We start from the raw sequence: 13,398 nt of genomic DNA, 5'->3' as shown, positions 1-13,398 counted from the left end.
TTGTGAGCCGTTTTTATTTGTGAAAACGATTTTTCTGGAGCGAATATGATTCAAGTAGGCGACACCCTTCCCGCATCAACTCTGATGGAGTACGTGGAGGTGGAAGGAAACGGATGCAGCATCGGCCCCAATCCTGTCGACGTGACCCGTGCTACGGCTGGAAAGACCATTGCATTGTTTGGGTTGCCTGGTGCGTACACGCCAACCTGCTCGGCAAAACATGTACCGGGTTACGTCGACAGTGCCGCAGCTTTCAGCGCTGCCGGCGTTGATGAGATCTGGTGTGTCAGTGTCAATGATGCATTCGTCATGGGTGCTTGGGCAAAAGACCAGAAGACAGACGGAAAAGTGCGTATGCTGGCTGATGGAAGTGCCGCTTTCGCGCAAGCGACTGGCTTGACGCTGGATTTGACCAGCCGCGGCATGGGCTTGCGCAGCAACCGCTATTCCATGCTGGTGAAGGATGGAAAAGTTGTGGCGCTCAACATTGAAGGCCCGGGTAAATTTGAGGTCAGTGATGCGACGACGCTTCTGGGTCAAGTGAAGGCCTGAACGCCCAACGCAATGGCGGTTGCCAGCCAATGGCATCAACCGCCCACAAGTCCGCTTTCATGTAGTGGGCTCCTCCAATCGGATTGAAGTAATACGGCGGCATGTCTTTTAAGCCCGGTCGTTGGTAGTTTGCTCGAACGAACAGCCGTTTCATCTCGCATGCGTTGGGATAGTTCACGTTAACCAACGGGCGCATGGCGCAGCAACCCGCCATGTGGCCCTGGACCATTGCAGCAACCAGCGCACCCCGAGGCGGGCGATATTGCCCTGGAAGCGTCTGGAGCTCATGTGCACAATTTTGAAAACACCAGTCAACCTTGAGGGATTGTGCGTATTGCCGAAAGAGGTCCCTTACTCCGTCTGTCTCCTATTCATTTGACGGATAGACAAGGCGCGGCCGGCTGGCCTGAGCAGAGGCCCGCATACGCTCAGGACTCCTGCAGCAGCTTCTCAATCAACTGGTGCAATTCAGCAAAGTTGGGCTCGCCAACGTACCGTTTGACAATCTCGCCCCGTTTGTTGACCAAGTAACTCGTTGGCGTCAGCTTCACATCGCCCCATGATTTTGCGACCAACCCCGTGTTGTCAATGGCGACGTCAAATGGGAGTTTGCGTGTTTGTACAAAGTTGACGACATAGCTAGGGGGGTCGTAGTCCATGGCTACCGCAAGGGTGCCATAACCCATGCCTTTGTATTTTTCAAAGGTGGCAATAATTTTGGGCATTTCCGCCACGCAGGTCACGCAACTGGTTGCCCAGAAATTCACCAGCGTGACCCGACCCTTCAGATCAGCCGTCTGCTTTTTGGAACCATCCAGCAACACAAAAGTGGAAGCAGGAGCAACCGTGTTGCCACTCCATAAATAAGTGACAGCCAGCACCGCGCAAGACGCTACGATGGCGGCCCAGACTATTTTTTGTTTCATAAAAAGGTGCCATTCATGGATCGTCGCCAGTTTAATTCTGTTTCCCTGTCTGCGGTGGCCTTGTTGGGGGCTCTCGCGCTGCGCCAGGCGCATGCGTTGACACTTGCTGACCTCTCCAATGCGGATGCATCCAGGGGACTCAAAACTGCTCTCGAAAAAGGGGCGCTGTCAGCCGTCGGTCTCCTCAGCGCTCCTGATGGATTCCTGGGAAACGAAAAAGTTCGCATTCCTTTGCCTGGTTACCTGAACGATGCTGCCAATCTGATGCGTACTTTCGGCCAGGGTGCCCGTGTGGACGAACTCATCACCGCCATGAACCGGGGCGCGGAGTCCGCTGTGCCGATGGCCAAAGACCTGCTGGTCAATGCAGTTCGCACCATGAGCGTGACCGACGCCAAAGGCATCTTGGCGGGAGGAAATACCGCGGTGACCGAGTTTTTCGCATCCAAAACGCGCCCTGCGCTCGCAACCAAGTTCCTGCCCGTGGTGACCAAGGCCACTGAAAAGGTGGGGCTGGCGGACAAATACAACCAATTGGCCGGCAAGGCCGCAGAACTCGGATTGGTCAAAAAAGAAGACGCAAATATTCAGCAATACGTCACAGGAAAGACCCTTGACGGACTGTTTTTCATGATTTCAGAAGAAGAGAAGAAAATTCGCCAAAACCCGGTGGCATACGGGAGCGCCATTCTGACCAAGGTTTTTGGCGCGCTACAGTGAGGCTGCGCAAGCTTATTGGCGCTGCGGTTGTTGTTATGGCAGCCTGCAGTCCGGCGCTGAATTGGCGCGAAGTACGTCTGGATCGGTTAGCCGTCTGGCTACCGTGCAAACCCGACCAAGGCCAGCGAAATGTTCATCTGGCTTCGCAGGACGTGGCGCTGGACATGATTGGCTGTGAATCGTCTGGCGCGCTGTTCGCCGTCAGCCACACCCGGTTAAAAGACCCGACACAGGTCGGCGCTGTCTTACGTGCATGGCGAGTGGCAGCGTTGGAAAATATGCGGGCCACTGCAGCGGATGAGCGCGCTTTTGCGGGGACCAATCCGGCTGCCACTGCCGGAAAGTCGGCGGCTGGGCCACTGGCGACGACCCCAGGCATTGAACCCGTGATGGTAGAGGCCCAAGGGCAAAAACCCAACGGTGACGCCTTGCAGGCTCGCCTTCTCTGGTTCTCATCCGGGGCTGATGTCTTTCACATCGCAGTCTATGCGCCGCGGCTCACAACCGACATGACAGAAACCCTGTTTTCAGAACTCAGACTCCAGTGAAAATACCCGCGTGTCGTTTGGCTGGTGCTGCATCGGTACTTGCGCGTGTCTTGTCCTGACAAAAAAGCCATAATGATCTTCTGACAATCTATGAACACCGGCATCCTCATCATCGCCCACGCACCGCTTGCCAGCGCTTTACGCGCCTGCGTGTTGCATGTGTACCCGGATGCAGCCAGCGGTGTTCTGGCCTTGGACGTTCACCCCAACGAACCGACCGACGCCTCCCGTGCGGCCGCGCAAATTCTTCTGGCCGAACTCAACACCCCCAATACCTTGGTGTTGACCGACATGTTCGGCGCTACCCCCTGTAATGTTGCCCAAAAAGTGGTGGATGGAACGCACTCCAAGCTGGTGGCCGGTGTCAACCTGCCCATGCTGCTGCGCACTGTCAATTACCGTCAGGAGCCACTGGATGTGCTGGTAACACGGGCGCTTGCCGGTGGCGCGCAATGCATCATGCAAGTCGCGGTGACGGCTCCACAAAACCAGGTTAGAAAACCGCATGATAAAAACAACCACGACCATCAACAATAAACTGGGCCTTCACGCCCGGGCGTCGGCCAAGCTGACCAAACTCGCAGGCAGTTTTCCTTGTGAGGTGTGGATAGCCAAGGGCGAACGCCGCGTCAACGCCAAGAGCATCATGGGCGTGATGATGCTGGCAGCGGGACTTGGGTCTGAGGTGGAGTTGGATACCGAGGGTGAGCGCGCCCAGGAAGCTATGGATGCATTGCTGGCTTTGATTGCTGACAAATTTGGTGAAGGTGAATGACATTTGCGATCCACGGCCTGACAGTCTCCCGCGGCATTGCCATCGGGCGGGCCGTGTTGGTGGCGTCGAGTCGCGTCGATGTGGCGCACTATTTCATCAAAGCAGATGAAGTAGACGCAGAGATCGACCGGGTTCGCGCAGGGCGTGACGCCGTCATAGACGAAATTCACCGGCTGCAGGAAACCATCACCCGCATGGGGCCCAAAGAGGCGCCACATGAGCTCAGCGCTCTGCTGGACGTGCACCTCATGCTGATGCAGGATCAGGAACTCGTCAACGGAGTCAAACACTGGATTACAGATCGCCTGTACAACGCCGAGTGGGCGCTGACCACCCAGCTTGAGATCATTGCCCGCCAGTTTGATGAGATGGAAGACGCGTACCTGCGCGAGCGCAAGGCCGATCTGGAGCAAATTGCCGAGCGGGTTCTGCGTGCGATGAAGGGGACCGGGTCGCCGATCGCAGCACACCCCCCTGGTCACCGCCCGTCGCGCAAACCGTCGCAGCAAGACCTGCTGCTCGACGATACCGTGGATGTCCCGCTGATTCTGATCGCCCACGACCTGTCGCCCGCCGACATGCTGCAGTTCAAGCAAAGTGTGTTTGCCGGCTTCATTACCGATGTGGGCGGAAAAACATCCCACACCGCCATCGTTGCCCGCAGCATGGACATTCCCGCAGTAGTTGGTGCGCGGCTTGCCAGCCAGCTGGTGCGACAGGACGATTGGGTCATCATCGACGGCGATGCCGGGGTGGTAATAGTCGACCCCTCGTCCATCATCCTGGCCGAGTACGGCTTCAAGCAACGCCAGCTGGAACTGGAGCGGGGACGCCTGCAGCGCCTGCTGCACACGCCTGCGGTCACCATGGATGGTGAAAAAGTGCAACTGCTTGCCAATATCGAGATGCCCGACGATGCACCGGGCGCACTCCGGGCAGGTGCCTTGGGTGTCGGGCTGTTTCGCAGCGAGTTTTTGTTTATGGGGCGTCAGGGCCGACTGCCTGACGAAGAGGAGCAGTTTCAGGCCTACAAGTCCGCGGTGGAAGGCATGAAAGGGTTACCCGTTACCATTCGCACCGTGGACGTGGGGGCGGACAAGCCGCTGGACGTAGCCCTGCGCGACGACGCACACCTGAACCCCGCCTTGGGTTTGCGCGCCATTCGCTGGAGCCTGGCCGACCCCGCCATGTTCTTGACCCAACTTCGGGCCATATTGCGTGCGGCCGCTTTCGGCCAAGTCCACTTGCTGGTGCCGATGCTGGCCCATGCGCGCGAGATTCGCCAGACGCTGGCACATATCGACCATGCGCGTGCCATGCTGGACAACCGGGGCGTGGCCTACGGTCCGGTCAAGATTGGGGCGATGATCGAAATTCCTGCGGCTGCCTTGAGCCTGCGGCTGTTTTTGAAGTACTTTGATTTCCTGTCGATCGGCACCAACGACCTGATTCAGTACACCCTGGCGATTGACCGCGCAGACGAGTCAGTTGCCCATCTCTACGACCCCCTGCACCCCGCGGTGTTGCGCCTGGTAGCCGACACCATTTCCGAGTGCCGTGCGCAAGGCAAGGCCGTGAGTGTGTGCGGTGAGATGGCCGGGGACGTGAGTTTGACGCGCCTGTTGCTGGGCTTGGGGTTGCGCAGTTTCTCCATGCATCCGGCGCAGATTCTGGCGGTCAAACAGGAAATCCTGCGGGCCGATACCACCAAGCTGGTGCCGTGGGCAAAGCGGGTCCTGGAGGCGGAAGACCCGGCATTTGCCATGGTGGCCACCTAGCATTTCGCGTTGCTGGCCCTCTGGCTGCTACCAAATCAGGAGCAGCTAATGCAATACATACGCGGGCTACAGGTCAGTTTTATGCTGATGGCGCGCCCTGAGCCGTATTGAATGCGTTAGCGGGTCCGCGTACCCAAAAGTGCTGCTCCGATGATCATGACAGCAGATAGCGCAATGTTCCAGGTGAAGGCGCGTCCATTGACTGCCATCAGCAGTGCGGTTGAGGCCAGTGGCGTCAGGTAGCTCAGGATGCCAATCTGGCGGGCATCGCCCCGCTTGAGCGCTTGGTCCCAGAGAAAAAAGGCAGCGCCCAGCGGACCCAGCCCCAGGACGCTGATCAGCAGCCAGTCGCGTCCGTTCAAGACCACAGAGGGTTCGAGTGCCCAGTGGCAAACCAGAGACAGCAAGCCTGAGACCAGCCCAAACAGGCCAACTGCGGCTGTCGGGAATGGCTTGACGCGCTGGCACAGCAGCGAATAGCTGGCCCAAATAAACGCCGATGCCAGGGCAGGCAGGAAACCCCAGGACCAGCCCGCAAGGCCAGGCGTGCCCGCTGACCCACTGCCCTGGCTACCCAGAATGGCGATGGCTGCGCCGACAAAACCCAGCAGCGCGGCCACCACATGCACGGTGCGCAGCTGCGTTCCCGCCAGAAACACCGGCGCCAGCACCACCATCAGCAAGGGCCACAGATAGTTGACCAGGTTGGCCTCCACGGCAGGGGCATTGCGCAGCGCGATGAAAAAAAGGAAGTGATAACCAAACAGGCCGCTGACACCCAGCGCCAGCGTCGTTCCCGGGATTCTCCATTGACGCAGGTCAAACCCGGACAGGGGCAGTGCGATCACACTACCGATCAGCAATGCCAGACCCGTCAGCAGGAAGGGCGGGATATGGGTGAGCGACACGCTTAAGGCGGCCAGCGTGGCCCACAGCGCGATGGCACCCAATGCATAGAGATTGGCTTTCACGCTGCAGCCTTGCATGCGGCGCAACACAAGGATGGGCAATGAGTACGTTTGATCACAGTGGTTTGATTCAGGATATCAACGAGAGTCTGGCACCTTTTCGCAAGGCCCAGCCGGATGCCATGGCGGGCTTTGGCCAACTGGCGCGCGCCGCTATCACCGATGGTGTGCTGAGCGCCAAGCAAAAAGAGCTGATAGCCCTGGCCATTGGCGTCACACAGCGCTGCTCGGGTTGCATTGGCTTTCATGTTAAGGCCCTGCACCGGCTGGAATGCACGCGTGCAGAACTGGAAGAAATGTTGTCGGTGTGTGTCTACATGGGCGGTGGCCCAGCCTTGATGTATGCCGCCGAAGCTATTACCGCCTGGGAGAAAATGGCACCCGACAAGGCCTGATCAGCCCGGCCGCTGGTCCGTTGACGGGCGTTGCCAGAGGTTGATACCGCCGTCCACGGCATGCTGGTCGATGGCGGCCAACTCGGCGGCGGAAAAATGCAGGTTTTGCATGGCCGCTACCAGTTCGGTGATCTGCTCCGGATGGCTGGCGCCGATCAGCGCCGATGTCACGCGCGCATCGCGCAGCACCCAGGCCGTGGCCATCTGGGCCAGGCTTTGGCCGCGCGCCATGGCGATGTCGTTGAGCGCGCGCACATGCTTGATGTTCTGCGCATTCAGGTGCTCTGCCTTCAGGGAGCCGCCACCGGGGCGGTTGATGCGGGAATCGGCCGGAATGCCATTGAGGTATTTGTTGGTCAGCAGGCCCTGCGCCAGCGCGCTGAATGCAATGCAGCCCATGCCGGTATCGTCCAGCGCATTGAGCAAATCTTCTTCCACCCAGCGGTTCATGAGGCTGTAGGACGGCTGGTGAATCAGCGGTGCCACGCCCATGGACCGCAGGATGGCCGCAGCCTCGCGCGTCTTGGTGGCTGAATAGCTGCTGATACCCACATACAGCGCCTTGCCCTGCTGCACGGCGCTGGCCAGCGCACCCATGGTTTCGTCGAGAGGGGTGTCGGGGTCAAAGCGGTGCGAATAGAAGATATCCACGTAGTCCAGGCCCATGCGCTTGAGGCTCTGGTCCAGGCTGGCCAGCACATACTTGCGCGAGCCGCCACCCTGGCCGTAGGGTCCGGGCCACATGTCCCAACCCGCTTTGCTGGAGATGATGAGCTCGTCGCGGTAAGGCTTGAAATCGCGGCGCAGGTGCTCGCCAAAGTTGGTTTCCGCGCTGCCATAGGGTGGGCCGTAGTTGTTGGCCAAGTCGAAATGGGTGATGCCCAGATCAAACGCGGTACGCAGCATGGTGCGCTGCGTCTCCATGGGCGTGGCATCGCCAAAGTTGTGCCACAGGCCCAGGGACACGGCGGGCAGTTTCAGGCCGCTCTTGCCGCAGGTGCGGTAGGGCATGGTGTCGTAACGTTGGGGGGCTGCTTGGTACATGGTGAAACCTAGGAGTTAGTGCTATAAAAACAGGAGCTGCTTGCGCATAGCGCATGGGGGCTAGCGGCCGATTTGGCATAAATATACTGCCACGCTACCCCAAGGGTTTCAAAAGCTCGGCCAGATCATTCTCGTTGAACAGCGGCTCCTTGCGTGCCGCCGCTCCGCTATACATGCTATCCGCCAACGCCGCTTTGCGCTCTTGCAGGGCCAGAATGCGCTCCTCAATCGTGCCTTGTGCCACCAGCTTCACCACCCACACACTGTGCGTCTGGCCAATGCGGTGCGCGCGGTCGGTGGCCTGGGCTTCGACGGCGGGGTTCCACCACGGGTCATAGTGGATAACGGTATCGGCTTGCGGCAGGTTCAAGCCCACGCCACCAGCTTTCAGGCTGATCAGGAATATCGGCACCTGGCCGCTGGTGAACTGCGCAATCAACTCGTCCCGCTTCTGGCTTTGACCAGTGAGCTTGACCCAGCCGATCTTGCGTTTTTTGAGCTCGGCCTCAATCAGGGTGAGCATGCTGGTGAACTGCGAGAACAGCAAAATGCGCCGCCCCTCTGCCACCATCTCGGGCAGCATCTCCATCAGCTGCTCCAGCTTGGCAGACTCTTTGACTTTTTGTGCCGCCTCCAGCTTCACCAAGGTGGGGTCGCAGCACACCTGGCGCAGCTTCAAGAGCGCATCCAGAATGGTGATTTGCGACTTGGCCAGGCCTTTGGTGTTGAGCGCTTCGCGCACCGACTTTTCCATGCCCAGACGGATGGTTTCGTACAGGTCGGCCTGCTTGCCCGACAGCTCCACGCGCATCACGGTTTCCACCTTGGGCGGCAATTCGTCGGCCACAACTGCCTTGGTGCGGCGCAGCATGAAGGGCGTGATGCGGGCGCGCAGTTGGGTAAGCCGCTCCGAATCGCCCAGCTTCTCGATGGGGTTGCGAAACAGCTCTTTGAAGCGCGCCTGACTGCCCAGAAACCCCGGCATCAAAAAATGGAACAGGCTCCAGATTTCGCCCAAATGGTTTTCCATGGGTGTGCCCGACAGGCACAGTCGGTGGCGCGTTTTCAGCTGGCCGACCACTTGCGCGGCGTGGGTGCTGGCGTTCTTGATGTTTTGCGCTTCGTCCAGCACCACCAGGTGCCATTGCGCCTCCAGCCAGCGGTCGCGGTCGCGCTGCAGGAGCGAGTAGGGCGCAACCACGATGTCGTGCTCGCCCATGGTGTCTGCCACCTCGTGGCGGTCTTTGCCGTGCAGCACCAGCACGCGCAGCTGCGGACAAAAGCGCTCGGTTTCGCGCCGCCAGTTGCCCATCAGGCTGACCGGCGCAATGATGAGCGCCGGGTGCGTGAGGCGGCCGGCGTCTTTTTCAATCTGGATGTGCACCAGCGTCTGCAGCGTTTTGCCCAGGCCCATGTCGTCGGCCAATATGCCGCCCAAGCTGTGGGCACGCAAGAACTGCAGCCAGTTGACGCCCTGCTGCTGGTAGGGCCGCAGGCTGGCCTGCGCGCTGGCGGGCACGGGCACCTCCACCATCTCCGTGTGATCGTGGAGTTGTTCAACGAGGCCTCGCAGCGCCTGCGCGCCGTCCCATACGGCGCCTTCGCCCAAGGAGGCGCTGGTGCGCAACGCGTCCATGCGCGACAGCTTGAGGCTCTCCTGTGTGAAGTCGTGGGTGCGGTCGCCCACCAGCTCCAGCAGCGCGACCATCCAGGGCTTGAGGGCATCGGTCGGCAGGCGGACAAAGCCTTGCGCGCCCAAGGCGGGCAGGTACACAAACGGCGGAATGTTGGGCTGGCCGGTGTCCGGATCCAGCGGACCGGTGGCGGCTGCTGCAATCAGGTCGGGTAGCCAGGGCAGGATGTTGTGGCGCTGGCCGTTGATTTCCATGCCCAGTGACAGGTCAAACCACGGGGAGGTGGCCTGGTCTTCCGTGTCATGGCCTTGCAGTTGTACCCGGAGTGCCTCGGCGTGGGTGATCCAGCCTTTCAGGCGGTCATCCAGCGTCACGGTAAAGCCGGCATCGCGCAGGGCCCGGTAATCGTGGTCCGCCCAATACGGCCAGGTCTGTTTGGACCCATTGCCTTGCAGGCTGAACCGGCCATCGTCGCTGGACTTTAGGCCCAACTCCATCAGTCGGGTGATGGCGACCAGCTCGGCCTCGGTGTTGCGTTGCAATAGCACCCGGCCTTGGGGGCTCTCCACCACGACCGAAGTACCTTGCCCGGCCCACCAGCCACGGTGCCCGGCATAGTCAAAGCACAGCTGCGCCTGGATGAGGCCGCGCTGGGGTACCAGGTCTGGCGGGTTAGGCGACAAATGCAAGCAGGCTTTTGGCGCAACGCCCGTGATCTGGGTCAGGTTTTGCAGCACCGGCGGCAGGGGCAGATGGCCCAGCCGTTGCATCAGATGCACTTGGTGCTTTTCCAGAGCCGACGGCTTGAACGGCGGCGCCTTGAGCAGCACCGCGAGCTGGGCGTCGGGAATGCCGGGGACATGAACCGCACCACACTGGCCGTGCACCATGTCCAGATACAGCGCTGGGGTGTTCAGGAACAGCTTGGCGTCGTTGCTGGCATGCAGTTTGGCGCGCAAGGCCCAGCCACGCGTGTCGCCCGAGTCGCCAGAACCCTTTGCGCCACCGGCAGCGGGAGCCACCTCGTGCCAGCTCCAGTCCAGCGTTTGCGCAGGGCCCCACTGGATGGCGGGGCCGGGGTTGCCGTCCGCATCACACGCGAACAAGCGGCCCGTCTGGGCGGCCTGCTGCAAAGCGAGCAAGCCGATCTGGCCATGCAGGATGGCGCTGGGGCTGCCGCTGTAGGCCGAGTAGTAGCTGTGGCTGTTGTTCGGCATGGCCAGCAGCAGTTGCAGTATCTCGCGGTCGGCATCGCTGGCCTGGTCATAGACGGGCAGACCCGGGTGGGGCTGGGTGCGCACCGACTTGGGTTTGGCCCAGCCACCGCCGGCCTTCGGGTACGACACGGCCGCTTCCAGTTGCAACTGCTGGGGTTGTGTCCGCGGCCCCGCAGATTTCAGCAAAAAAAGGTACTGCTCCGGGCGGCTCGGGCTGCGCGCGCTGTCGGTGGCCGGCGTGTGTTTGCCACCCGCGCGGTCGAGGTCATGAAACCAGTTGAGCAGCTGGGCCTCAGCCTGCTGGCGGTCAACTTCGTCTGCGCGGGCCTGGGCTGCTTTGCGGGATGCTTCCAGTTCTTCGGGCGTGGGAGGGGTGCGCGAGGCGCTGCGCACGGCTGTGTAAGCAGCATCGGCCCCGAGCATGTGCAGGCCCTGGTATGCCGCCTTCAGGGTCAGGGCGACGCCGTGCTTGCAGTTGTAGCCCACCGGGCAGGTGCAATCGCTGTCCCAGGTATCCATTTCACCGTCCGCTGTCAGGGTGAGTTCAATGGACAGCTGGTAGGGCATGCGCTGACTGCCTTGCACATCGCCTTGCAGTAGCCAATGGTCGGTCTGCGGCGCAATTCGCAGATCCCGCACTTTTTGGGAGGCGTAGAGAAACCTTCCGCGCTCCCAGGTCGCCTCGGATGTGAAATCTTCCAGTCGGTTGGGGTTGAACCAGAGATGTTTGGTATCTGGATCTTTATGCATCAAATCAGGCTCTAAGCCCCGTAGAAATTGCGCAGGCCGCTATCAAAAACGAAGCACATTTTCGGCTTGCTGATCCGCGTGGTAGCTGGAGCGGACCATGGCGCCCACGGCGGCGTGGCTGAAGCCCATTTCGTACGCGCGCTTCTCGAACATCTTGAAGGTGTCGGGGTGCACATAGCGCTTCACCGTCAGGTGGCTGGTGCTGGGGGCAAGGTACTGGCCGATGGTGAGCATGTCGATACCGTGGTCGCGCATGTCCTGCATCACTTGGAGCACCTCTTCGTCGGTTTCACCCAGTCCGACCATGATGCCGCTCTTGGTGGGCACGCCGGGGTGCAGGGCTTTGAACTTCTTGAGCAGGTTCAGACTGAATTGGTAGTCAGAGCCTGGGCGGGCTTCCTTGTAGAGGCGCGGTGCGGTCTCCAGATTGTGGTTCATCACGTCAGGCGGCGCGGCGTTCAGGATGCCCAGCGCGCGGTCGTCACGGCCACGGAAATCGGGCACCAGCACCTCGATCTGTGTGGTGGGAGACAGCTCACGGATGCGGTTGATGCAATCGGCAAAATGCTGGGCGCCACCGTCGCGCAAATCGTCGCGGTCCACGCTGGTAATCACCACGTATTTCAGCTTCAGCGCAGCAATCGTCTTGGCCAGGTTTTCGGGCTCAATCACATCCAGTGGGTCGGGGCGGCCGTGGCCCACATCGCAAAACGGGCAGCGGCGGGTGCACTTGTCACCCATGATCATGAAGGTGGCCGTTCCCTTGCCAAAGCATTCGCCAATGTTGGGGCAGCTGGCCTCTTCACATACCGTGACCAGTTTGTTGGCGCGAAGGGTTTCCTTGATCTCGTAGAAGCGGGTGCTGGGCGAGCCCGCCTTGACGCGGATCCAGTCCGGTTTTTTCAGAATCTCGCCCTGCACCACCTTGACCGGTATGCGCGACAGCTTGGCCCCCGCCTTTTGTTTGGCAGACGGGTTGTAGTCCGCCTGCGACTGGGCTTCGCGCACGGTGGGGCTGGTGGTGGGGGTGTCGTGGTTTTGGCTCATGGTGTGAACGGTGCGCACGGGGTCACGGCGCGAGGTAGGTTGCGAGCTTTTGGCTCAAAACGTGGGCGGCTTCATCCCAGCCAACGGAGACCCCGATTGTAGAAAGATCCACCGTCTGCAGTCCGGAGTACCCACAAGGGTTGATACGGGAGTAGGGTTCCAGATCCATGGCCACATTCAGCGCGACCCCGTGGTAGGTGCAGTTGCGGCTGACTTTGATACCCAGCGCCGCGATCTTGCCGAGGCCCGAAAAGTCGGGCTCGGGCCCGTTGTTCCGTTCCAGCGGCGCATGGCCGGTGGGGTCGTCCAGCCGCACATAAACGCCCGGTGCGCCCGTGACCCGGTGGCCGGTCACCCCCAGGTGCAGCAGCGTGCGGATGACGGCTTCTTCAATGCGGTACACGTATTCCTTGACGAAATAGCCTGCGCGCTTGAGGTCGATCAGCGGATACGCCACCACCTGCCCCGGGCCATGGTAGGTCACTTGCCCGCCCCGGTTGGTCTGAATCACCGGGATGTCTCCGGGCAGAAAAATATGCTCAGCCTTACCCGCCAGGCCTTGTGTATAGACTGGCGGATGCTCACAAATCCATAGCTGGTCAGGCATATCCGACGGGGGCTGCAGGCCTCTTTGGCTTGTAAATTCCCGCATGGCCGCGTAGGTGGGCAGGTAGTCCACGCGTCCCAGCGCTCGAATGTCCATTGGCATGGCGGTATCTCTCGTGCGCTTTACAAAACCACTTTCACCATCGGATGCGTGGAGAGCGTGCGGTAGAGCTCGTCGAGCTGCTCGCGGCTGGTGGCTGTCACGGTGATGGTGATGCCGAGGTATTTCCCGCCCTTGCTCTCGCGCAGTTCGATGGTGGTCGCATCAAAAGCCGGATCAAACTGGTGGGCCACGTGGGTGATGGCCTGCACCAACCCGTCCACCTTGAGGCCCATGACCTTGATGGGGAACTGCGAAGGGTATTCAATGAGCGAGTCCTTGCGCGGCGCGGGGGAGTCGGGCGAAGGGGGGAGCGGTGGTGGGGAGCTTGTCATTTG

The 13,398-nt window shown here is 60.5% G+C and carries 14 protein-coding genes; 7 read left to right on the top strand and 7 right to left on the bottom strand.

Annotated features, from left to right (window positions below):
- The first annotated feature begins 45 nt into the window (after window positions 1–45).
- Window positions 46–552, top strand: a complete 507-nt coding sequence (locus tag AC097W_RS06765; protein WP_479601724.1) for a redoxin family protein — start codon at window positions 46–48, stop codon at window positions 550–552.
- A 428-nt stretch (window positions 553–980) separates the two neighbouring features.
- Here the strand turns inward: AC097W_RS06765 and AC097W_RS06760 are convergent, their stop codons facing one another.
- Window positions 981–1,478, bottom strand: a complete 498-nt coding sequence (locus tag AC097W_RS06760) for a TlpA family protein disulfide reductase (RefSeq protein ID WP_479601723.1) — start codon at window positions 1,476–1,478, stop codon at window positions 981–983.
- A 15-nt stretch (window positions 1,479–1,493) separates the two neighbouring features.
- Between AC097W_RS06760 and AC097W_RS06755 the strand changes: the two genes are divergently transcribed.
- The 5 genes from AC097W_RS06755 to ptsP all read left to right on the top strand — a co-directional run bounded on the left by AC097W_RS06755 (window position 1,494) and on the right by ptsP (window position 5,299).
- Complete coding sequence (locus AC097W_RS06755; RefSeq protein WP_479601722.1) at window positions 1,494–2,198, top strand: DUF4197 domain-containing protein; 705 nt, start codon at window positions 1,494–1,496, stop codon at window positions 2,196–2,198.
- A 35-nt stretch (window positions 2,199–2,233) separates the two neighbouring features.
- Entirely contained in the window at window positions 2,234–2,746 is a 513-nt protein-coding gene (locus AC097W_RS06750) for a hypothetical protein (RefSeq protein WP_479601721.1), read from the top strand.
- A 90-nt stretch (window positions 2,747–2,836) separates the two neighbouring features.
- Window positions 2,837–3,283, top strand: coding sequence for a PTS sugar transporter subunit IIA (locus AC097W_RS06745; RefSeq protein ID WP_479601720.1), 447 nt, complete (start codon window positions 2,837–2,839; stop codon window positions 3,281–3,283).
- On the top strand, window positions 3,252–3,521 hold the full coding sequence (locus tag AC097W_RS06740) for an HPr family phosphocarrier protein (RefSeq protein WP_479601719.1): 270 nt from the start codon (window positions 3,252–3,254) through the stop codon (window positions 3,519–3,521). The genes AC097W_RS06745 and AC097W_RS06740 overlap by 32 nt, the downstream gene beginning before the upstream one ends.
- Window positions 3,518–5,299 (top strand): phosphoenolpyruvate--protein phosphotransferase, encoded by a 1,782-nt coding sequence (ptsP, locus tag AC097W_RS06735; protein WP_479601718.1) that lies wholly within the window; start codon window positions 3,518–3,520, stop codon window positions 5,297–5,299. Before AC097W_RS06740 ends, ptsP begins: the two co-directional genes overlap by 4 nt.
- A gap of 116 nt (window positions 5,300–5,415) precedes the next feature.
- Here ptsP and AC097W_RS06730 read toward each other — a convergent pair whose 3' ends face one another.
- Window positions 5,416–6,270 carry a DMT family transporter gene (locus AC097W_RS06730; protein ID WP_479601717.1) on the bottom strand — a complete coding sequence of 285 codons (855 nt, stop codon included), beginning with the start codon at window positions 6,268–6,270 and terminating at the stop codon, window positions 5,416–5,418.
- 38 nt (window positions 6,271–6,308) lie between these two features.
- On the opposite strand from AC097W_RS06730, the gene AC097W_RS06725 reads away from it, so the two are divergent.
- Window positions 6,309–6,662 carry a carboxymuconolactone decarboxylase family protein gene (locus tag AC097W_RS06725; RefSeq protein WP_479601716.1) on the top strand — a complete coding sequence of 118 codons (354 nt, stop codon included), beginning with the start codon at window positions 6,309–6,311 and terminating at the stop codon, window positions 6,660–6,662.
- Here the strand turns inward: AC097W_RS06725 and mgrA are convergent, their stop codons facing one another.
- From mgrA to AC097W_RS06700, 5 genes are all read right to left on the bottom strand, one after another.
- Entirely contained in the window at window positions 6,663–7,706 is a 1,044-nt protein-coding gene (mgrA, locus tag AC097W_RS06720; protein ID WP_479601715.1) for an L-glyceraldehyde 3-phosphate reductase, read from the bottom strand.
- A gap of 94 nt (window positions 7,707–7,800) precedes the next feature.
- On the bottom strand, window positions 7,801–11,307 hold the full coding sequence (locus AC097W_RS06715) for a DEAD/DEAH box helicase (RefSeq protein WP_479601714.1): 3,507 nt from the start codon (window positions 11,305–11,307) through the stop codon (window positions 7,801–7,803).
- A 42-nt stretch (window positions 11,308–11,349) separates the two neighbouring features.
- The gene (gene lipA, locus AC097W_RS06710) at window positions 11,350–12,354 is read right to left on the bottom strand and encodes a lipoyl synthase (RefSeq protein WP_479601713.1); all 1,005 of its coding nucleotides are present in this window, start codon (window positions 12,352–12,354) and stop codon (window positions 11,350–11,352) included.
- Between the two features lie 22 nt (window positions 12,355–12,376).
- Complete coding sequence (gene lipB, locus AC097W_RS06705) at window positions 12,377–13,186, bottom strand: lipoyl(octanoyl) transferase LipB (protein WP_479602073.1); 810 nt, start codon at window positions 13,184–13,186, stop codon at window positions 12,377–12,379.
- A complete protein-coding gene (locus AC097W_RS06700; protein WP_479601712.1) occupies window positions 13,084–13,395 on the bottom strand; it encodes a YbeD family protein in 312 nt (103 codons plus the stop codon). The genes lipB and AC097W_RS06700 overlap by 103 nt, the downstream gene beginning before the upstream one ends.
- Between the last annotated feature and the right edge of the window lie 3 nt (window positions 13,396–13,398).

Source organism: Rhodoferax sp. GT1R46, from assembly GCF_056521285.1.
Note: the sequence above shows the minus strand (reverse complement) of the source record. Positions and strands in the feature narration are given on the sequence as shown.